Origin of the sequence: Draconibacterium sediminis, assembly GCF_000949475.1 — a bacterium.
Taxonomy (GTDB): Bacteria; Bacteroidota; Bacteroidia; order Bacteroidales; family Prolixibacteraceae; genus Draconibacterium; species Draconibacterium sediminis.
Window position 1 is genome coordinate 2,351,056 of sequence record NZ_JRHC01000001.1, and the last position, 21,445, is coordinate 2,372,500.

A 21,445-nucleotide genomic window follows, 5' to 3' on the forward strand; every position below is an offset into this window, starting at 1 on the left:
AACCCCGCAATTTTTTGTTTTTCCGGGCCCGAATTTGATTAGCTGATATCCATCATTCCAAAATCAGGATGTAAAAGGTTGATTTATGCATGCATTTTTGTACCTTTTTAAAACAAATAGAATAACAGCACAGGAATGAAACTATTACTTGAAAATATAAAAGAGCTGGTTCAGGTTGAAGATCAACCCGTTTTGTTCAGAGCCGGAAAAGAAATGGCAAAAGTGAATATCCTAAAAAATGCCTTTCTGATTATCCGCGATGAATTGATTGAGGACTTCGGGACAATGGATCAGCTAAAAGATAGATATTTTGATGATGACCTGCTGATAGAGATCGACTGCTCGAACCGGCTGGTTTACCCCAGTTTCTGCGATTCACACACGCATCTGGTTTATGCGGCACCTCGCGAAAAAGAATTTGTGGACCGCATAAAGGGCTTGTCGTACGAAGAGATTGCGCGCCGGGGAGGAGGAATATTGAATTCGGCCAAACTGTTGCACGAAACTTCGGAAGATGAGCTGTACGAAAGTGCCATGGAGCGCGTTTTGGAGATTGTAAAAATGGGAACCGGTGCAGTGGAAATAAAAAGTGGTTATGGCCTGAACACCGAAGATGAATTGAAAATGTTGCGTGTTATTCAACGGATTAAACGCACTTCGCCCATTTGTGTGCGCGCCAATTTTCTGGGGGCACATGCCATTCCCTTGGAGTATAAAAACAATCCGGCAGAATATGTCGATATCATCATCAATGAAATGATTCCGCAGGTAGCTGCCGAAGAACTGGCCGACTTTATTGATGTATTTTGCGACCGGGGTTTTTTCTCGGTGGAAGATACTGAACGAATTCTTATGGCCGGTTTGAAATACGGTTTACGGCCAAAAATCCATGCCAACGAACTGGGGTTGACAGGTGGTATTCAGGCCGGGGTAAAATACAATGCCCTTTCGGTCGATCACCTGGAATATGTGGGAGAGGAAGAAATTGCAGCGCTAAAGGATTCGGAAACCATGCCGACAGTATTACCGGGAGCAGCATTCTTTTTGAATATGAAATTGTCGCCGGTGCGCGAAATGATAGAAGCCGGTTTGCCGGTGGCACTGGCATCCGATTTTAACCCGGGATCATCGCCCAGCGGAAACATGAGTTTGATTTCGGCAATGGGCTGCATCAACTTTAAAATGTTACCTGAAGAAGTGATTAATGCCACTACGTTAAATACGGCCTACGCCATGGGAATTAGTGAAAGCTACGGAAGTATTGCCCGCGGAAAGATTGCGAACCTGTTTATTACCAGCGAAGTTCCGGGAATTGAGTATCTGCCGTATGCTTATGGTTCAAACCTGGTAGAAACGGTGATCATTAACGGTGAGGTGCAGAACTTCTAGGTTTAGCTTTCAATATTGGATTTACACCAGTGATTTGTCTGGAAGGATATTCTTACAGAAAGTACATACAGATTGATGGAAGATTGAGTTAGATTGATGGTGCTCAAATCGATCTTTATCAATCTCTTCAATCTTATCAATCCTCAAGATATTTCATTTCTAGTGCTCAAATTAGATTGATTTTGAAAAATACTACCTGATGATAAATCATGAACAATCACTGCAAAAAATCATGCGCTAAGTCTACGTGTATTTCTATTTTCGTATTGTCAAGGGAATACAAACTTCGGGCTTCCGGCTTCGGACTCCCGACTAAAATTAAACTATGAAAAAGATAATCGAATGCGTTCCAAACTTTTCTGAGGGGCGCGATATGAGTATAATCAAGGAAATTACCAATGCTATTGAAAGTGTTGCCGATATAAGTTTGCTGGATGTTGATCCGGGAAAAGCCACCAACCGCACAGTGGTAACTTTTGTTGGTACGCCGGATGATGTGATTGAAGCTGCTTTTCGCGGTATAAAACGCGCTGCCGAGTTGATCGATATGAGTCAGCACCATGGTGAGCATCCGCGTTTTGGAGCCACCGATGTTTGTCCCTTAGTGCCCGTTGCCAATGTAAGCATGGAAGAAGCCATTGAATACGCCCGAAAACTCGGACAACGAGTTGGCGAAGAACTTGGAATTCCTGTGTTTAGCTACGAGTTTGCTGCGTTTAAAGAAGAACGCCGCAGTTTGGCCAATTGTCGCTCAGGAGAGTACGAGGCTTTAAAAGAGCGCATTACCACCGAGCGTTGGAAACCTGATTTTGGTCCGAATAAATGGAACGATCGGGTAGCCGGAAGTGGAGCCACGGCAATTGGAGCACGTAACTTTTTGGTAGCATACAATATAAATTTAAATACAACATCAACCCGCCGCGCCAATGCTATTGCTTTTGATATTCGTGAGGCCGGACGTGTAAAACGCGAAGGAGATCCAATTACCGGAAAAATTGTTACTGATGAAAACGGTGAGCCGGTTCGTATTCCTGGCAGTCTGAAAAAGACCCGCGCCATTGGTTGGTACATCGAAGAGTATGGAGTGGCTCAAATCTCCATAAATCTAACGGATATTACAGTTACGCCCGTTCACATAGCTTTTGATGAAACCAGTAAAAGAGCTACCGAACGAGGAATTCGTGTAACCGGTTCAGAGTTGGTGGGATTAATCCCGCTTCAGGCGATGTTAGATGCGGGGAAATATTTTTTGCGCAAACAAGAACGTTCAACAGGTATTTCGGATGAGGAGATCATAAAGATTGCGATCAAATCATTGGGGCTGGATGAACTTGGGCCATTCGATCCTAAAAAGAAGATCATTGAATATGTGATCGAAGATAAATCGGCGAAAAAGCTGATTGATATGACTCTAACTCAGTTTAAAGATGAAACAGCTTCTGAATCGCCGGCTCCTGGTGGTGGTTCTATTTCCGCTTATGTTGGTGCTTTAGGTGGAGCCCTGGGTGCTATGGTGGCCAACTTATCGGCACATAAACGTGGCTGGGATGAGCGTTGGGAAGAATTCTCAGACTGGGCTGAAAAAGGCAAATACTACCACACCGCATTGCTGAACTGTGTGGATGAAGATACCGATGCTTTCAATAAAATTATGGCTGCTTTTGGATTGCCAAAATCCAGCGAACAGGAAAAAGCCGAACGCAAACTAGCCATTCACGATGCTACAAAAAATGCCATTGAAGTGCCGTTAAAAGTGATGCAGCTGGCGCACGATTCGCTGGAGGTGATGCAGGCCATGGCCGAAGTTGGTAATCCGAATTCGGTTTCAGATGCCGGGGTAGGGGCTTTGTGTGCGAGAACGGCAGTTCACGGTGCTTACCTGAATGTAAAAATCAATGCAGCTGGTTTTGCCGATGCTGAATACCTGGAGAAGGCTTTGACAAAAGCAGAGAATTTGCTGAAGGCAGCTAAAGAAAAAGAGGCGGCAATTCTGGAAATCGTAAATAAAAAGATTGAAGGTTAATAAATTTTACGCGCTTAGCGCATAAACAAAAAACTAAGGCGGTGAAAGCAAATTTCATCGCCTTAATTTTTCAATTTTATCGGCAACCGTGCCTCGTTCGGTCCAGCGTATTACACGGAACAAAAAGCGGATGACTTTCCCGGGATCCGTTATTAGCCGGGTTTTATTAGCTACTTTTTTATCTCTGACTGTAATTGTTTTCGGCCAGTCGACTTTTTCAACTGCAGCTATTTCTTTGGCAAATTTCCAGGCTCCGTTACGCGCGATTTTCATACTAAAATCCAACAGTAAATTATCGGCCTGCCCCAACCACGAAAGGAGTTTTCGAAGAAATGGCCAGATGGAAGAAAGTCCGTTTTGCACTTCGTCTACCATCGAAGCAAGAATGTCGTTTATCCGGTTAAAATCATCTTCCAACTCAGCGATGTTATTGCTTTTTGAAATTTCTGCCGCCGCAATACCAAGATCGAGATTAATATGGGCGTTCATTCCTAATAAAAGGTGTTGAACCACCAGCAGATTACTGTTTCGGGTTTCCGTAAAGGCAATCGCCCACGATTGAGTTACCGGCTCATTGTTCTTCCATGCAAAATAGGCATCGATGTAGCGCTTCGCAAAAACAACATCCAGCTTTTCCATTCGCGGGCCATCATCAAAATAATTATTCTGAATTTCCTCTTTTACCTTAACCGTTACTTTTTGGTAGAGCACAGCAAAATACCCCTGCGTACTAGCTGTTTTCAACGATTCTTCAATTATGGAATCCAGGATAAGGATAACGTCGTCGATGCTTTCGATTGGTTTCATTTAGTGCTTATTTTGTTGATGTTATTATTAAGCAACAACAAAACGAGGCAAGTGTTGAAATTATGCGCTATGCGGATCAAACCGCAAAGCGCATGGAGCAAAGAAATGACAATATTATTTAATTGTTTTCCTGTGGCTGGTAGTTCTTCTGCAGACTTACAAGTACAACAATTCCCAATCGTGTTAAGGCAAACACCAGAATTCCGCACAAAGGAGCAACCAGGGCTATTTTTAATCCGTCGGCAAAAACACTTGGCGCGACATCGCCCATTGCCTGAACTTTATCGAATATCATAATCAGTCCGAAAGTACGCCCCAAAAATCCCCAGGCTACCGCAAACCAACTTATTTGCTTCATTAGTTCAATGGTCTTGTATTTTTCCCCCTTCATTAAAATTCCACGCACAAACAGCCCAATTAATATCAAAAATGTAAGTACAATAATGTAAGTAAAAGCAGGGCCGCCATCGTTTAGTTTTTCAATCAGTGCATTCATAATTTTAGTTTTTAAATAAATACTAATCAAATGTATGTCAGAAAATGATCGCATTTATTTTATTGCGACAGATGGAAGATTCTGTACGTGTTTTTCCAAAATTAAGCTTATAAACCGAAATTGAAATGTTATAAATGCAACAATGCGAAGAAAACCCGCAATTCGTCGCTAAAAAAATGCCGGTTCACTAAAAATAAGTAGTATTGTATTAATGAACTTTTGGAAGAAAATAAATTTTAAAACGATTCTTTTCCATTCGCTGTTCTGGGTGGCGGTATGGTTTTTCTTTTTCTATTTTTTTAGCTACAATTCGGATAAAGTTGATTATGCGCTGTGGTTTTCGAGCGGATTATTGCCGCTTACCATTGCCGTTACCTACTTTGTTAATTACCGCCTTATTCCGCGGTATTTGCTGGCTAAACATTACTGGAAGTTTGCGCTGTACAGTTTTTACACTTTCGTTTATATTTCCTATGTCATCTCGTTGCTTATTTACACTTGCCTGATTTTGGTACTTAAATTTAATCTGGATGAGATGCCGCCAATGAGCAAAAACTTCTTCTTTGTTTTGCTGCTGGTTATTATAGTTGTTGGCGTAATTAGTTTTGTAAGTATTCTGAATCAGAGTTTTAAAACCGCCACGGCAAACAAGGAGTTACAGAACAAAATACTTGAAACGCAGCTTCAGTTAAAGGAGCAGGAGTTGCATTATTTAAAACGCCAGATTCATCCGCACTTTCTGTTTAATACTTTAAATACGATATATGGTTTTGCCTTAAAACAGTCGAAACAAACGCCCGATATTATTCTGAAACTCTCGAATTTGCTTGATTATATATTGTATCAGGTAAATAAGCCACTTGTAAGTTTGAAAGAAGAGGTGCTGCATATTCAGGAGTACATCGAGCTGGAAAAAGTACGTTTTCAGGATACGCTGAAGGTGGATTTTAAATCGACAGAAGTGGACGAGGAAATTCAGGTGGCGCCAATGTTGTTGATTCCTTTTGTTGAAAATGCCTTTAAACATGGTAACTTAGTAGATGGATTTTTGAGCATTAAAATTGAAGTGCGGGTAGACAATGACTGCCTGGAATTTGAAATTGGAAATTCGTTTATTGATGAGGGTAACGAGCACAAAAATGGTGGGCTGGGACTTTTGAATATTCGAAAACGACTGGATTTGAATTATCCGAACAATTATGAGCTGGTGCACGAGATAAAAGAAAGCTGGTACAGCGCGAAACTTGTTATTTGCGACCTGGCAAAAACTGAACAATCGAACCGGAAAAATGACTAAAAAGATACGCTGCATAATAGTTGATGACGAGCCCATGGCGCGCGAAATTCTGGAGAGCCATCTCCGGAAGATCGAAACCGTAAAAATTGTTGCGTTGTGTAAAAATGCTGTCGAGGCTTTTAATGTGATTAGCAGCCAAGCGGTTGATCTGGTTTTTCTGGATATAAATATGCCGGAAATTTCGGGCCTGTCGTTTGCCAGGTCGATTAACAATGCGGTGAAAGTAATTTTCACCACGGCTTATCGCGAGTATGCTGTTGATGGTTTCGATTTGCAGGCAGTGGATTATTTGCTGAAACCCATTTCGTTTGGCCGCCTGATGCAAAGTATTAATAAATACCTGAGTGAAAATCAGCAGGTGGATTTTGAAGAACCTGCGCGAATTCAGCCCGAAAAAAGCGAGTCGATCTTTGTGCGCTCCGACCGCAAAATGATAAAAATAAGTTTCCCGGAGATCCTATACATCGAAAGTCTGGCCGATTATATAAAGATCCATTTGGTTGATAAAACCATTGTAACCCGCGAAACCATTTCGAGTATTGAAGCCAAATTGCCACAGCAGGATTTTCTACGTGTGCACCGCTCGTTTATTGTGGCTGTGAATGCGATTGATTCGTTTACTGCCGAAATCATTGAAATTGGTAAAAAGCAAATCCCTGTTAGCCGCAGTTATAAAGATGCGGTAATGAAAAAACTTCAATCTTAAATTCAATTTTTCTTTTTATTTGACAAATGTGACCATGTAGTCATATTTATTCCTATATTTGTGACCAGGTAGTCATAATTATGCCAAAAGAAACATTCATAAAACTGAAAAAAGAAAAGAAAAAGCAGATCACAGACGCTTTTTTAAGGGAGTTTGCCGTAAAGACCTACGACGAAGCTTCCATTTCGATGGTGGTAAAACAGTTGGGAATTGCCAAGGGCAGCGTTTACCAGTATTTTAACGATAAACTTGATTTGTTTATGTACCTGGTAAACGAATCGGTGGCCGTTAAAACAAAATACACCGAATCGGTGACGCGCGAAAATTACCCCGATTTCTGGGCTTTCTTTTCTGCTTTGTACGAACACGGATTTTGCTTTGATGATGAAAATCCGCTGCACAGTCATTTTTTGCATAACCTGACACAAAACCTCAATTCGCCGTCGATAAAACATTTGTACAATGAGCTGTTGTCGCAGGTGGTGAGAGGCTTTGAAAAGATGGTGGAATATGAAGTGCAAAAAGGGCTGTTTCGTTCCGATATTCCGGTAAAAACACAGGGATTCTTTTTGTATAAACTGGGCATCAGTATTCAGGAGCAACTGGAAGTAAGCGGTGTTATAAATCCAAAGGAAAGTATTGAAAAAAAACAGCCAGTGTATTTCGGTAAAAAGAACGATTTAATGCAGTTAGTTGCTGACTATATAAAACTGGCCAAACCGGCTTTTGATAAAAACTAAACAAATGATACAGGTTGAAAATTTGGTGTTTCAATACCCCGGAAACGATGGCCCAACATTAAAGGGCCTTGATTTCTCGATTGCAAAAGGGGAGATATTTGGATTTCTCGGCCCTTCCGGCGCAGGGAAAAGTACCGCACAAAAGGTGTTGTATAAAATTCTGGAAGGTTACAAGGGGCAGGTAAACATCGATGGGAAAAACCTTTCAGAGTGGAATAATTCGTACTTCGAGCGCATCGGTGTTGGCTTTGAGTTACCCAATCATTACCTGAAATTAACAGGAAAGGAAAACCTGGAATTGTTTGCTGCATTTTACCCAAACGGGAAAAAACATAACAGTACAGAGCTGTTTGAAATGGTAGACCTTGCAGATGCCATGGATAAGCCGGTTGAAACCTATTCGAAAGGAATGAAAATGCGCCTGAATTTTATCCGCGCTATTCAGCACGATCCCGATATTTTGTTTTTCGATGAACCAACCTCCGGCCTCGATCCGGTAAATGCGCACAAAATAAAACAGCACATCCTTGATTTGAAAAACCATGGAAAAACCATTTTTGTAACCACGCACAGCATGGAAACTGCCGATGGTATTTGCGACCGTGTATCGTTTATTGTAGATGGGAAACTGGTGCTGACCGACACGCCCCGTAACCTGAAAAGCAGGTACGGAAAAGAGGCTGTTAAAGTTGATTTGAAAAACGGGCAGTCGGAAGAGTTTCCTCTGAAAGATCTTGGTGTAAATCCACAATTTCTGGAATTTTTAAAACAGGATGAGGTGAAACGCATTCATACGCTGGAGGCAACTTTGGAAGAGGTTTTTATTCGTGTAACCGGAAAATCGCTTGGTGATGAATAGATTTGGCTCGCAATTACAATGGCAGTTTGTTTTACTGCAAAAGAACAGCATAATAACAATCAGTTTTGTGGTTACACTAATGTATGGACTCGTGCTGTATTTCCTGCGCGATATTGGCAGTTTAGATAAACTGCTGGTTGCACTTGTTCTGAATGATCCTTCGGTAATTGGTTACTTTTTTATTGCACTAGCCATTTATATCGAGATGAAACACCAGATTTTGCAAGCCATATTTGTAACCCCGTTTAACCTTCATCATCTGTTTTTGTCGAAAGTTATTTCTGTCTCGTTAATTGGAATGGTGTGTTCATTGGGGCTGGCATTTTCAGTAAAGGGATTTGACTTTAATATTGCCTGGTATGCCATCGGTTCACTTTCAATTTGTATCCTATCCTCGCTGTTGGGCTTGTACATGCTGACTTTCTCCAACGAGTTTTTAAAATTTGCCATGACTTCCATCCCTGTTTTCCTGGCATTTGTAAACCTGCCTCTTCTCCAACATCTAGGTGTTTTTGAAATGGGAGTAGTGAAATATATTTTCCCCATTCAGGGAAGTCTCGATCTCATTGATTATTCGGTAAGCGGAACAGCAATTAATTTTGGTTTTGCAATAGCATCAATTGTGTTGTTTATTCCGCTTTTTTACTGGCTTGCATATCGCCGATTTTTAAGAAAAATAGTTCACCAATAAAACACCGGAAATGAAAAAGATTTTTAAACTGGCTTTTACTGATTTTAAGTTGATCTTTCGCGATCCGTCGCTGAGATCATTTCTGGTGTTGCCCGTAATTCTGTTTGCGCTTATTATTTGGGCAGTGCCTCCGTTGATTGAAAAATATGCGATTTTGGCTCCCTACCTTTCATTGTTTTTAGTGGTTGGCGTTATTGAAAACACTCAGATGTTTAGCTTTATCAGTAGTATGGTGCTTATTGATGAGAAAGAGTCGGATGTGGCAAAAGTTTATGGAGTTGTTCCGCTAAACAAGATGGAATATGTACTTTCCCGTTTTTTGATACCGTATTTGTTTACAGTTGTTTTGAACCTGGTTTTATTGTTCGTTCAAAACATTTGCGATCTTTCGGTGGGGGCCATAATGCTTATATCGTTCTTGGCTGCGCTAGTGGTGCCGGTTTATGCATTGGCCATCAATTCAATGGTACAAAACCGCATGCAGGGAATGGTGTATATAAAAGCGTTTAATATGCTGGTGTTGATTCCGGTTGCAGCGTTTTTTGTTCCCGAAAAATTTGTGCATCTGTTTGGGGTTTTTCCAACGCACTGGGTATTTCAGGCAATCGATAAAGCTACACAAAACCTCTCGATAGGTTTATTTGCAGCCATTGGTTTTGTATTCTTTCTTTCTTTGTTGTGGTTTGTTAGCCGCACTTTTGTTCAGAAACATTTTGTGTAGATATAATGTCTACCAAATGCCACTCAAACCATCTTCCAGCGCTTGTTTGTAGCTCTCGCGGTTGAATTCGTAAAGAAACGGTGCTTTATGGGCTCCGCCTGTTTTCCGTTCGTTAAGTTTATTCAGGATTTTATACGATAAAATTTTTCGCTGAAAATTTCTGCGGTCTAGTTCGCGGCCCAAAATCGTTTCGTACAGTTTTTGTAATTGCGGCATGGTAAATTTCCGGGGGAGCAATTTTAGCCCAATAGGTTGCTGATTCAGTTGAATACGCAAAGTTGTCAATGCTTTATCGATAATATCTTTGTGGTCGATGAACATTTCAACATCGGCAAACGGACTAATCCATTCGCAGGCTTCCGAAAGTGCGTCGGGTTGGGGATCTACTTTCGAGAACTCAACCAATGCATAAAAACCAACTGAAATAAATCGTTTATTAAAAAATGCCACTACTTCAGGTGGTTCGTTTTTTAAAAACTCAGGATTGTCTTTTTTGAGTTTATCCCTGTTAGGGTCGCTAAAAACCTTAAACTGTTTCAGGAATATGTTGTCCAATCCGGTTCGTTCTTTCAGGGTTCGTTCGGCGGCTTGTTCCAGCGTTTCTTCATGTTTTAAAAAACCACCCGGCAAAGCATACGCATTTGTGTGCTTTAAGCGCAACATTAAAACCTTTAATTCATTGTCGTGAAAACCAAATATTACACAATCTAAAGAAATATGGTCGAGTACCTCTGAAACGTTAAGATGAAGATTTGCCAATGTCTGAATATTTTAAAAACCACAAAATAACCGAATTTTTTTGAATCTCAATTTTCTGCGCCAACTTAGTTTTGTTTACAAGGATGAGCAATGATATTTACGGGTTTTTAAAGAAATACCAACATTAAATTTTGAAACGTTTTTTAAATCATTAATTCAGGCGTTTGCGAAATTCCGAAGGGTTCATGCCAACTTTCTTTTTAAAGATTAAACTGAAATAATGAATGGTTTGAAAGCCAAGCTCAAGGCTGATCTCTTTAATGCTTTTATCGGTAGAAATCAGCAGTTCTTTGGCACGAATTATACGTAATTGTAAATGATATTGGCCGGGCGAAACACCGGTGTATTTTTTGAACATTTTCCGGAAATACGAATAGCCAACATTGTGTCGACGTGCGAGCTCTTCCAAATCGAATTCCTGAGCCGCATTTTGCCGCATTAAAAAACGCACCTCTTCAATTACTTTGGAGATTTGTTTTCCGGAGAATCCTTTTCGTTTTTCGAATGAAATAATGTACCCCAGCAGTTTTACAACCATTCCTGAAGCAATTTGCTGGTAGCCGGGTTGCTCTTTCTCAACCAGATCAAATATTTTTAAATACGAGTCGATAATTTCTTCACGAATGCCACACTGGATAACCGGTTGCTGCGACGAAAACGTTGGGTGTTTCAGAAGCTGTTTGGCAATGTGTCCGTTAAAACCAACATAGTTTTCCAACCATCCTGTTTTTTTTATCGGGCGATAGCGGTGCCATTCATTGGGAAAAATTATAATTAAACTCCCCGGTTTTACCTGGAATTTTCCCGTTGAATTCTCAAATATTCCTGTACCTTCAGTTATATAATTCAGCTGAAATTCATGAAGAACCCGTCCGTTTTTCCATTCAAAATAATATTCCGACGGATGATCTTTTGTTGGGTATTGGGTATCGGCTTTTATCCGGGCATATCCGGCCACCTTTAAATATAAACCCCAGTCTATATCTTCTTCACTTGTTGTTAGATATTTAAAATACTCGTTCATTGAAATTGTGCCAAAAAATATAAATTATTTGCCAGTTTCTGTATTGATGAGCTAAAAAAAGCATAATATTTTTGACTTGTCTTAAAAGCTTAGAACTTAGAACTTTTTTCAAACCAATTAAAAATTAATCAAAATGCAGGCTTTACTCGGAATTATTTTTCATTCGCTTGGGGGTATGGCATCCGGAAGTTGGTACATGCCTTATAACTGGGTGAATAAATGGCGTTGGGAAATCTACTGGATAACAGGAGGAATATTCTCATGGCTAATTATGCCTTACCTGGCTGTTGTTTTAACGATCCCCGACTGGCAGGGAATATTACAATCAGCCGAAGGAAGCGTTATCCGCAATACTTATATAATGGGTTTGCTATGGGGCGTTGGCGGACTAACTTATGGTTTGGCAATTCGTTACCTGGGCATGTCGCTGGGTAATTCTGTTTTGTTAGGTATCACTTCAGTGGTAGGATCGCTCGGATTACCGATTTTACGTAATATTCCGGGTGTTGCCGATTTACTTCCCGATGGACTTTCTTTTTCTGATCTTTTTAGTTCTACTGGTGGACGAATTGTGTTACTGGGTATTGTTATTCTGGTAGTTGGGATTATTTTGAGCGGACGAGCCGGAATTATCAAAGACCGCGATCTGGCGGGTAATAAGGAAGGTGTTAATGAAGAATTCAAACTTACAAAAGGACTTATAATAGCTATTATTTCGGGTGTTTTAAGTGCGTTTTTTAGTTTCGGTATCGATACCGGAAAAGAAATGGCTGAAGTGGCCCGGACGATGGCGGTGGAACAGAGCTATTCTTTTGTAACAGAAAATGGCAGCGGATTTAAATACCTCTTCGAAAACAACATCATATTTTTTGTGATTTTGTGGGGAGGGTTAACAACCAACTTTTTGTGGTCGCTTGCGCTGATCTTGAAAAATAAAACAGGCAGCGATTTTGTCAACAAAAAAACGCCATTACTGCGTAACTATCTTTTCTGTGCCTTGGCAGGAACCACCTGGTTTCTTCAGTTCTTTTTTTACGGAATGGGGGAAACCAAAATCGGCAACGGCGCCAGTTCCTGGACGCTCCATATGGCAACCATCATTCTTACTGCTAACCTGTGGGGATTTTACCGGAAAGAGTGGCGAAGTGTTTCACGGAAGGCTTTCAATATGATTCTTATCGGAATCGGAACCATTCTTTTATCGGTTATCGTAATAGGAATAGCCAAATGGTTATATCCTGAATTAAATGCCCTGGGATAATGAAACGAATGGCTTTTAAAATGTACCTCAACGAGGGGCAAAAGGAAGAATATAAAAAACGACACGCTGAAATTTGGCCGGAGTTGAAACAATTGCTGAAAGATGCCGGCGTTAAAGAATATTCCATTTTTCTGGACGAAGAAACCAACACTTTATTTGCATTTCAGAAAGTTAGCGGTGATGGTGGTTCGCAGGATTTGGGGCAAACAGAAATTGTACAAAAGTGGTGGGCTTATATGAAAGACATCATGAAATCAAATCCGGATAATTCGCCTGTGTCGATTCCGCTTGAGGAAGTATTTTTTATGGAATAAAACGATTAAGAAAATTATATGAGTGAACTAATAAAAAAGGCTTATGAAATAGCCAAAGAACAATATGCCGCAATTGGCGTAGATACTGATGCTGCCATTGCAAAAATGAAAGATGTAAATATTTCGTTGCATTGCTGGCAAACCGATGATGTTGGTGGCTTTGAAACGGCTGATGGCGAACTTTCAGGTGGAATTCAGGCAACCGGTAATTATCCGGGAAAAGCCACAACCATTGAGCAAATGCGCGCCGACCTTGAAAAAGTCTTATCGCTTCTTCCGGGTAAACAACGTTTAAATCTTCATGCCATTTATGGCGATTTTCAGGGCGAAAAAGTTGACCGCAACGAAATTGAGGTAAAACATTTTCAAAGCTGGATAGATTGGTGTAAAGCGCAGGGAATTGGTATGGATTTTAATGCCACTTGCTTCTCTCACGAACGTGCGGCAGATGGATTTACCTTGTCGAGCAAAAACGAAGAAAACCGTAAATTCTGGGTGGAGCACGTGAAACGTTGTCGTGCTATCTCAGCTGAAATTGGCAAACAATTGGGTACGCCTTGTGTGCACAATACCTGGATTCCGGATGGTTCGAAAGACGTTCCGGTTGACAGAAACGGATACCGCGCTTTGCTGAAAAAGTCGCTTGACGAAGCTATGGAAACCGAGTACCCGAAAGAGCAGATGAAAGATGCTGTAGAAAGTAAATTGTTTGGTATTGGTGTAGAATCGATGACAGTTGGATCACACGATTTTTACCTGGGTTATGCCATCAAAAACAATAAATTAATTTGTTTGGATAACGGACACTTCCACCCAACCGAGCAGGTGGGCGATAAAATATCTTCTGTGCTTCAGTTTGTTGATGAGGTGCTGTTACATGTAACTCGTCCGGTTCGCTGGGATTCTGACCATGTTGTTACATTAAACGAAGATGTTCAGCTGATTGCATCTGAAATTATACGCAACGATTTTCTCGACCGCGTAAATATTGGTTTGGATTTCTTCGATGCATCGATTAACCGTATCGGAGCCTATGTAACCGGAACCCGCGCCGCTATGAAAGCTTTCCTTATTGCTGCATTGGAGCCAACAAAAGATTTGGTAGCTGCTGAAGAAGCCGGTAAGAATTTCGAACGATTGGCGATGTTGGAAGAACTGAAAACAATGCCATTCGGCGCTGTTTGGGATTACTACTGTTTGCAGGAAGGTGTTCCTACAGGTATGGATTATATTGGTGAAATTCAGCAGTACGAAAAAGATGTGCTGTTAAAAAGATAGACTGAGTTTATAATTTGAATCCTTTTTTGCCTGATAATAAGGTGGAAAAGGATTTTTTTATCTGGAAAAATGACCGAAGTAATAGCAGTTTTCGACATAGGAAAAACCAACAAAAAAATATTATTGTTCAATAGTAACTTCAAAGTTGTAAAACAACACGAAGAGAAGTTCCCGATGATAAGCGACGATGATGGATTTGAGTGCGACGACATCGATCTGATCACATCGTGGATCAGTAAAAGCCTGGAAGAAATTGTCGCCGGTAACGAATACGATTTGAAAGGTGTGAATTTCTCTACTTATGGAGCTTCGCTAATGTTTTTGGATGAGAAAGGGCAACGCCTGACTCCGGTTTACAACTATTTAAAGGAAATTCCTGAAACGATTGCAGCGGGTCTTTTTGAGCAGTACGATGGGAAAAATGAGTTTTGCCGAAAAACTGCGAGTCCTGCGTTGGGGCTACTGCTGAATTCCGGTATTCAGATTTTGTGGCTAAAAAGTCAGAAACCCGCAGTTTACGAAAAGACAAAATCAATATTGCATTTCCCGCAATATTTATCGTACACTTTGTCAAACGAAATCGTTTCGGAACCCACATCAATTGGTTGTCATACCTTTATGTGGGATTTCGATCAAATGAAATACCATCAGTGGATTTCGGATAACGAAATTATTTTGCCCGGGCCTGTTAACAACGATGTGGTTTTTCCGGCTGTTATAGCTGGAAAAGAGGTGAAAGTGGGAAAGGGAATTCACGATAGTTCAGCCTCGCTGGTGCCTTACTTAAAAGCCAGTCCGGCTAAATTTATCCTTGTTTCAACAGGAACATGGTGCATCAACATGAATCCATACAACGAAGAGCCCTTAACTGCAAGTGAGCTGGAGCAGGACTGTTTGTGTTTTCTTACGCCAACCAAAGAACAGGTGAAATCTTCACGTTTGTTTATGGGGCATTTCCACGAAGTTTGGGCCGAAAAAATGGCCAAGCATTTTAATGTTGCGCAAGACACATTTAAAAAAGTGAAAAACGATCCGAAATTGGTTGAAACGCTTTCAAACAAATACGGCGAGGCTTCTGTATATTTTCCCAATGGCAAGGAAAGTTTTGAGGAAGGACTGAAGACAGTTGACCTGAGTGTTTTTGCAGATTACGAAGAAGCTTACACGAAGTTGATGATCGACCTGACAGCACTTTGTATAACAAGTATTGATCTGGTTATTCCGGAAAATGATGATACGGAAATTCTTTATGTTTCAGGCGGTTTTGCGCGTAATCCGATTTTTATCGGGTTGCTGAAAAAGAGCTTCCCTGCTAAAAAAGTTCTTATCTCAGAAGTTGATAATTCCAGTGCTCTGGGAGCAGCAATGGTTATTTCCGATACCTTGTCGGATGCCGATGTTGCAAAGCTCGATCTTGGAATTCAGGAGTAAGAACGAAGCATTTTTCAATACTGACAGCTAACAGTTTAAAATATACTAAATGAGAAAATTGAATACGAAATGGATGCATCCACGCGACCAGATCATCATGATTATTGATAAGATTTACAAAGGAGGGATGACGACTACCTCCGGCGGTAATATCTCGATAATTGACGATGATGGAGATGTGTGGGTAACGCCCTCGGCCATTGACAAAGGAACGCTGCGTGCAACAGATATTGTTTGTGTAAAAAAGGATGGAACGATAGAGGGGCGTCATAAGCCATCATCGGAATATCCGTTTCACATTGCCATTTATAAATGTCGCCCGGAGATTAAAGCAGTAATTCACGCGCACCCGCCTGCATTGGTTTCGTTTAGTATCGTTCGTCAAATCCCGGATACCAATGTAATTCCGCAGGCGAAACATGTTTGCGGTCCAATTGGTTATGCACCATACGCTCTGCCCGGAAGTAACGAGCTGGGCGACGTAATTGCTGATGAGTTCGCAAAAGGTGTGAACGCAGTAATTATGGAAAACCACGGAACAGTTGTGGGTGGTGCCGATTTAAGTGATGCCTATCAGCGTTTTGAGACGATGGAATTTTGTGCCCGTACCTTGATTACGGAAGCACAATTGGTAAACCCAATTATCTGTCGGATGACCAGATCGATGCATTTGAAAATCAAATTCCAAGGTTGTTGCCGGAGATGGAGAAAGTGGAACATCCTTCTGATGAACGAGCCATTCGTGAGCAAATACAGCGTATTGTTTTACGTGCCTGCGATCAGGGAATGATGATCAGTTCATACGGAACAGTTTCGGTGCGCTGGAAGGGCGATGATTTTCTGATTACGCCAACAAATGTAGCACGCTGGGATATTCAGTTAAAAGATATTGTGCAGATTAAAGACGGTAAACGCGAGCCCGGAAAAATTCCGAGTCGTTCAACCTGGCTGCATCAGGAGATTTACAAACGTTTTCCGCACATCAATTCCATCATTCTTACGCAAACGCCCTACCTTATGGCTTATAGCGTAACCGGTGAGAAAATCGATGTTCGTACGATTCCTGAGAGTTGGATCTTTCTGCAGGATATTCCTAATGTGCCGTTCGGTTCGCATTTTGCCGGCGAAGAAACCATTTTGAATACTTTGGGTGAAAATACACCGGCGGTCATCATTAACAACGATTCAGTATTGGTAACCGGCGATAAATCGCTGGGAACTTTCGATAAGCTTGAAGTTGCAGAGTTTAGTGCCAAGTCACTAACAATGGGCGCATCACTTGGGAAATTGGTTCCGATCAATCAAGAACAGATAGAGGATTTAAGAAAGAAATTTCTTTCGTAAAACATAAACTGAAAAGGGCTGCGATTGTGGCCCTTTTTTTTAGTAATAGGAGTTTTTCCTTGCGCAGAAAAAGAATTGCTTGGAGAGCCTATTTGTGTGCCTTGAAAAACTGGAAAGTTTATGAAGCTTAGCTTTTCAAGTAACGTTTGTAAAACTTTGAAATTTAATATTTCTATGTGGCTTTTGTCTTCAAGCCAGACAGGCTCTTTCTTTTCCAGTCGATGAAAAGAAAGCAAAAATCTTGTCAAAAAATAACCTTTGCGTTTTTTCAATGTGACTAATTAGCCCGATTGACGGATTTTTGACGAGCCCGCACAAAATTTGCCATCAAGTCCGCCTTCGAGAAAAAGCGTTAAGAAAATAAATGGAGAGAGCGTAAAAAATCAAGTCTGTTCGACGCTCGTTAGCCCTGAAGAATGAAGGGCTAAAAGGAGGAGTTTCTTGATTTTAGTGAAAGGAATTTATTTTTAGCTTTTTATCGTCAGCGGTGGCTTTTTTGAATACTTTTTCAGCTAATGGAAAAAGTATTTCCTGTCTGGAAAGACAAGAGGGAATTTTATTTTTATATTTTACTTAGAACGTTCCAAAAATAGCGTACTTCTCGCTATTGCAATAAACCTGGCTGTAGAGGAAAAAGCCCTCACGACTGGTTTCCAGTTTGCGGTTAATGTGAAGTATAGGATGGCCCTCTTTTACATTCAGGTATTCCTGAATTTTCTTGTCGGCAAGAATGGCCATCAATCGCTGCTCTCCTCCGGTAATTTCTATGTCGTACATCGTACGTAGAATGTTGAACAGTGATTTGTTCTCCAGGTTTCGGCTGATAAAACGGCGCAGGTTGATGTTGGGCATCATGGTAATATCATAAAAAACAGGCTGTTTATTCATAATGCGCAGTCGCTCGAAATAAATACAGCCAAATTCTTCTTCGTTATTCAGTAGCGGGTATGCCAGATTAGAAGTATCCCATTGCCGGATCTCCGGTTTTACAATGATCTCAGTAATCAGGTTTTCCTGTCCTACAGCGCTGGTGGTTCCTGATAACGACAGGATTCCAACACCCTGTGGAACGCCCATTACAATACTTCCTTTTCCCTGTTTCTTTTTTATGTAGCCTTCGTGAACCAGGCGATCGAGTGCCTTTCGTATCGTCGGTCGGGTGGTCTGATGTACCGCACAAAGTTCGTTTTCTGACGGGAGGATGTCTCCTTTTTGGTACACCCCATCTGATATGTGTTTGCGAATGATTTCGTAAACAACTTTGTATTGCGGTAAATTTTTGCTCAGACGCATAATGATTTCTTTTTCCGGAGTGACAAATATAAACGATTTTATCTTTGGATGTAAACACAAAATTAAATAAATGTATTTACAAGTTACTTGTAAATGTGTTGAAAAGGTTGTAGATTAGATGTTTGTGTAAAAACAATGAATTAACTTGTAAATACAAGTTTGGACGTTTAAGTTTGTTGAAAATTAATAGAACTATGGCTACACCGATAATAATGCCCCGCCAGGGGCAGTCTGTTGAATCCTGCATCTTTACCGAATGGACGAAAGAAGTAGGAGAGGAAGTGAAAAAGGGCGATGCGCTCTTTGCTTATGAAACTGATAAGGCATCATTTGAGCAGGAAGCTGAAGAAGATGGTGTTTTATTGGCTGTGTTTTGCGAAGAAGGAGATGAGGTTCCTGTTTTGCAAACCATTGGCGTAATTGGCCAGCCTGGCGAAAACATCGATGAGTTTTCTGCCGGAACTGCACCTGCAGCAGCTGCTGAAGTAAAAGAAGAAATGGAAGAAAAACCTGAAGAGGAAAAAGAAGAGCTTAAGGTTGTTCTGAAAGAAAAGGTTGAAGGTGAGAAAGTGAAAATTTCGCCACGTGCCAAAAATTTGGCCGAGAAAGATGCAATTCCTTACGAATCGATTGAAGGCTCAGGTCCTGGTGGACGTGTAATTGAGCGTGATGTGAAAGCGTTTGCAGCATCGCAGCCAAAACTTTCGCCACTGGCAAAAGAAGTTGCCAAAGCCGAAGGTTTGGAAGCCGTAGGTACCGGAAGCGGATTAGCAGGAACGGTTAAAGCGTCAGACCTTGGAACAAATCCTGTTTATGCAGGCGATTTCGAAATCAAAAAAATGCCACATATCCGCAAGTTAATCGCCAAAGCAATGCATCAATCGTTGCAGAACTCGGCACAGTTGACTCACCATTTAGGTGCCGATGCAAGAAGATTATTGGCCCTACGTAAAGAAATTAAAGCCAATGAAGGTGCTCCGAATATTACATTAAACGATATGGTATGTTTTGCCGTTATCAAAGCGCTGAAACAATTTCCTGATGTAAATGCACATTTCCTTGGAGATAGTGTGAAATATTTCAATAAAGTACATCTAGGTTTGGCCGTTGATACCGACCGCGGTTTGATGGTGCCTGTAATTAAAAATGCAGATGACCTGTCGATTATCGGACTGTCCAATCAGTTTAAAGAAGTTGCCGATGCCTGCCGAACCGGAAGTATCGACCCGGAGTTGCTTTCTTCTGAGGCAGCCTCGTTTACAGTTTCAAACCTCGGAAATTATGGCGTTGAAATGTTTACACCGGTTATCAATCTTCCACAGGTAGCTATTCTGGGTGTAAATACAATTGTTCCTCGACCAAAAGATCTTGGCGACGGAGTTTACGGATTTGTGCCTTACATGGGCTTGAGTTTGACTTACGATCACCAGGCGCTGGATGGCGGAATGGCAACACGTTTTGTGAAGCAGGTAGCTATTGAAATTGAAAACTTAACCTTTGACTATTAATACCGAAATGAAGTACGATTTAGCAATAATAGGTGCCGGACCGGGCGGATATGTTGCCGCCGAAAGAGCCGGAGCAAAGGGACTGAAAGTGGTTCTTTTTGAAAAGAAAGAACTGGGCGGTGTTTGTTTGAACGAAGGTTGTATTCCCACAAAAACATTGCTTTACAGCGCTAAGATTTACGATAGCGCAAAAAGCGGAAGTAAGTATGGTGTTGAAGCAAACGACCTGTCGTTTAGCTTCCAAAAAATGATGGCCCACAAAAATAAAGTGGTGAAGAAACTGGTTGGCGGCGTTGGCATGAAAATGAAGCAGTTTAAAGTCGATGTTGTTAACGACGCCGCGATCATACAAAAGAGAAGTGCCGAAGGTATTGAGATTGAAGCAGGTGGTAAGGTATATAATGCCGCCAACCTGATGATCTGTACCGGATCGGAAGCTTTTGTGCCTCCAATTCCCGGTGTGCAGGGTAATGATGAGGTTTTAACCAACCGCGAGATTTTGCAATTAAAAGAGCAGCCAAAATCGTTGGTGATCATCGGTGGAGGGGTTATCGGTATGGAGTTCGCCAGTATTTTTAACAGCCTTGGTACGAAAGTTACCATTATTGAAATGCTGGATGAGATACTGACCGGAATGGACAAAGGACAAAGTGCCCTATTGCGCCAGCTATACGCTAAAAAAGGAATTGAGTTCAATTTGTCATCAAAAGTTACCAAGGTTGACGGAACTAAAGTTACCTACGAAAAAGACGGGAAAGTAACCGAAATCGAAGGTGATAAAATATTAATGAGCGTTGGTCGCAAGCCGGTGACAACGGGTTTTGGTCTTGAGAATTTAGGTGTCGAGTTGTTCAAAGGCGGAATTAAAGTCGATGAAAAAATGCGCACCAACATTCCTAACGTTTACGCAGCCGGCGATGTAACAGGTTTCTCGTTGTTGGCACACACTGCCAGCCGCGAAGGCGAAGTGGTGGTAAACAACCTTTCTGGTCGCCCGGATAAAATGCGTTACAATGCCATTCCCGGAGTAGTTTACACCAATCCTGAAATATCGGGTGTTGGATTGACCGAAGAAATGGCAAAAGCAAAAGGAATCGACTATAAAATTGCCGAACTGCCAATGGCTTATGCCGGAAGGTTTGTTGCCGAAAACGAAGGTGGCAGCGGATCGTGCAAAGTGTTGGTTGGAGCAAACTATGGCGAAGTGCTGGGAGTTCACATGATCGGAAATCCATCGAGTGAAATGATTTACGGAGCCTGCATGGCCATTGAAGCCGAAATGACACTGAAAGAAATGGAAGAAGTGGTTTTCCCGCATCCAACCGTTTCGGAGATATTTAAAGAAACCGTATTCAGTTTTGGACATTAGGAAGTTTGAAGTACGGAGCGCGAAGTTGGAAGAAAGACAGAACTTCGCTCTTCCGTCTTCGGTCTTCAGTCCAAAAAGACAAATGTTTAAGTAGCAAGAAGCTAACTAATAATCAGTAAATAAATTAAAACAAAA

General features: G+C 41.2%; 21 protein-coding genes. 16 read left to right on the forward strand and 5 right to left on the reverse strand.

Annotation, left to right across the window (positions count from 1 at the left end):
* Positions 1 to 135: 135 nt before the first annotated feature.
* Together hutI and ftcD are read left to right on the forward strand one after the other, a co-directional pair.
* Complete coding sequence (gene hutI, locus LH29_RS09210; RefSeq protein WP_045028012.1) at positions 136 to 1,389, forward strand: imidazolonepropionase; 1,254 nt, start codon at positions 136 to 138, stop codon at positions 1,387 to 1,389.
* A gap of 325 nt (positions 1,390 to 1,714) precedes the next feature.
* Complete coding sequence (ftcD, locus tag LH29_RS09215; RefSeq protein WP_045028015.1) at positions 1,715 to 3,412, forward strand: glutamate formimidoyltransferase; 1,698 nt, start codon at positions 1,715 to 1,717, stop codon at positions 3,410 to 3,412.
* Between the two features lie 54 nt (positions 3,413 to 3,466).
* Here the strand turns inward: ftcD and LH29_RS09220 are convergent, their stop codons facing one another.
* Positions 3,467 to 4,219, reverse strand: coding sequence for a DUF5995 family protein (locus tag LH29_RS09220; protein WP_045028017.1), 753 nt, complete (start codon positions 4,217 to 4,219; stop codon positions 3,467 to 3,469).
* Between the two features lie 118 nt (positions 4,220 to 4,337).
* Positions 4,338 to 4,715, reverse strand: a complete 378-nt coding sequence (locus LH29_RS09225; RefSeq protein WP_045028021.1) for a MotA/TolQ/ExbB proton channel family protein — start codon at positions 4,713 to 4,715, stop codon at positions 4,338 to 4,340.
* A 211-nt stretch (positions 4,716 to 4,926) separates the two neighbouring features.
* Here LH29_RS09225 and LH29_RS09230 point away from each other — a divergent pair, with 211 nt between their 5' ends.
* The 6 genes from LH29_RS09230 to LH29_RS09255 all read left to right on the forward strand — a co-directional run bounded on the left by LH29_RS09230 (position 4,927) and on the right by LH29_RS09255 (position 9,729).
* Positions 4,927 to 6,012, forward strand: a complete 1,086-nt coding sequence (locus LH29_RS09230) for a sensor histidine kinase (RefSeq protein WP_045028024.1) — start codon at positions 4,927 to 4,929, stop codon at positions 6,010 to 6,012.
* A complete protein-coding gene (locus LH29_RS09235; protein WP_045028027.1) occupies positions 6,005 to 6,718 on the forward strand; it encodes a LytR/AlgR family response regulator transcription factor in 714 nt (237 codons plus the stop codon). The genes LH29_RS09230 and LH29_RS09235 overlap by 8 nt, the downstream gene beginning before the upstream one ends.
* A gap of 80 nt (positions 6,719 to 6,798) precedes the next feature.
* Positions 6,799 to 7,458 carry a TetR/AcrR family transcriptional regulator gene (locus tag LH29_RS23745; protein WP_052670708.1) on the forward strand — a complete coding sequence of 220 codons (660 nt, stop codon included), beginning with the start codon at positions 6,799 to 6,801 and terminating at the stop codon, positions 7,456 to 7,458.
* A 4-nt stretch (positions 7,459 to 7,462) separates the two neighbouring features.
* Positions 7,463 to 8,317: an ABC transporter ATP-binding protein gene (locus LH29_RS09245; protein ID WP_045029083.1), complete on the forward strand. Its 855-nt coding sequence runs from the start codon at positions 7,463 to 7,465 to the stop codon at positions 8,315 to 8,317.
* Complete coding sequence (locus LH29_RS09250; protein WP_045028030.1) at positions 8,310 to 9,008, forward strand: fluoroquinolone export ABC transporter permease subunit; 699 nt, start codon at positions 8,310 to 8,312, stop codon at positions 9,006 to 9,008. Before LH29_RS09245 ends, LH29_RS09250 begins: the two co-directional genes overlap by 8 nt.
* A gap of 10 nt (positions 9,009 to 9,018) precedes the next feature.
* Positions 9,019 to 9,729, forward strand: a complete 711-nt coding sequence (locus LH29_RS09255; protein ID WP_045028032.1) for a hypothetical protein — start codon at positions 9,019 to 9,021, stop codon at positions 9,727 to 9,729.
* Positions 9,730 to 9,738: 9 nt separating this feature from the next.
* Here LH29_RS09255 and LH29_RS09260 read toward each other — a convergent pair whose 3' ends face one another.
* Both LH29_RS09260 and LH29_RS09265 read right to left on the reverse strand, forming a co-directional pair.
* Positions 9,739 to 10,488, reverse strand: coding sequence for an NUDIX hydrolase (locus LH29_RS09260; protein ID WP_232302828.1), 750 nt, complete (start codon positions 10,486 to 10,488; stop codon positions 9,739 to 9,741).
* A gap of 151 nt (positions 10,489 to 10,639) precedes the next feature.
* A complete protein-coding gene (locus LH29_RS09265; RefSeq protein ID WP_045028034.1) occupies positions 10,640 to 11,512 on the reverse strand; it encodes an AraC family transcriptional regulator in 873 nt (290 codons plus the stop codon).
* 133 nt (positions 11,513 to 11,645) lie between these two features.
* Here LH29_RS09265 and LH29_RS09270 point away from each other — a divergent pair, with 133 nt between their 5' ends.
* From LH29_RS09270 to LH29_RS24760, 6 genes are all read left to right on the forward strand, one after another.
* The gene (locus LH29_RS09270; RefSeq protein WP_045028035.1) at positions 11,646 to 12,773 is read left to right on the forward strand and encodes an L-rhamnose/proton symporter RhaT; all 1,128 of its coding nucleotides are present in this window, start codon (positions 11,646 to 11,648) and stop codon (positions 12,771 to 12,773) included.
* Positions 12,773 to 13,087 carry an L-rhamnose mutarotase gene (gene rhaM / locus LH29_RS09275; RefSeq protein ID WP_045028037.1) on the forward strand — a complete coding sequence of 105 codons (315 nt, stop codon included), beginning with the start codon at positions 12,773 to 12,775 and terminating at the stop codon, positions 13,085 to 13,087. The genes LH29_RS09270 and rhaM overlap by 1 nt, the downstream gene beginning before the upstream one ends.
* Before the next feature lie 18 nt (positions 13,088 to 13,105).
* A complete protein-coding gene (locus tag LH29_RS09280) occupies positions 13,106 to 14,365 on the forward strand; it encodes an L-rhamnose isomerase (RefSeq protein WP_045028039.1) in 1,260 nt (419 codons plus the stop codon).
* A gap of 69 nt (positions 14,366 to 14,434) precedes the next feature.
* The gene (locus LH29_RS09285) at positions 14,435 to 15,796 is read left to right on the forward strand and encodes an FGGY-family carbohydrate kinase (RefSeq protein WP_045028042.1); all 1,362 of its coding nucleotides are present in this window, start codon (positions 14,435 to 14,437) and stop codon (positions 15,794 to 15,796) included.
* A 49-nt stretch (positions 15,797 to 15,845) separates the two neighbouring features.
* Complete coding sequence (locus tag LH29_RS24755; RefSeq protein ID WP_198152384.1) at positions 15,846 to 16,586, forward strand: class II aldolase/adducin family protein; 741 nt, start codon at positions 15,846 to 15,848, stop codon at positions 16,584 to 16,586.
* Complete coding sequence (locus LH29_RS24760) at positions 16,499 to 17,140, forward strand: class II aldolase/adducin family protein (protein ID WP_198152385.1); 642 nt, start codon at positions 16,499 to 16,501, stop codon at positions 17,138 to 17,140. The genes LH29_RS24755 and LH29_RS24760 overlap by 88 nt, the downstream gene beginning before the upstream one ends.
* A 573-nt stretch (positions 17,141 to 17,713) precedes the next feature.
* On the opposite strand, the gene LH29_RS09295 is transcribed toward LH29_RS24760, so the two are convergent.
* A complete protein-coding gene (locus tag LH29_RS09295) occupies positions 17,714 to 18,433 on the reverse strand; it encodes a GntR family transcriptional regulator (RefSeq protein ID WP_045028044.1) in 720 nt (239 codons plus the stop codon).
* A gap of 194 nt (positions 18,434 to 18,627) precedes the next feature.
* Between LH29_RS09295 and LH29_RS09300 the strand changes: the two genes are divergently transcribed.
* Together LH29_RS09300 and lpdA are read left to right on the forward strand one after the other, a co-directional pair.
* Positions 18,628 to 19,941, forward strand: coding sequence for a dihydrolipoamide acetyltransferase family protein (locus LH29_RS09300; protein ID WP_045028047.1), 1,314 nt, complete (start codon positions 18,628 to 18,630; stop codon positions 19,939 to 19,941).
* A gap of 7 nt (positions 19,942 to 19,948) precedes the next feature.
* A complete protein-coding gene (lpdA, locus tag LH29_RS09305) occupies positions 19,949 to 21,310 on the forward strand; it encodes a dihydrolipoyl dehydrogenase (protein WP_045029086.1) in 1,362 nt (453 codons plus the stop codon).
* The last annotated feature ends 135 nt before the right edge of the window (positions 21,311 to 21,445 follow it).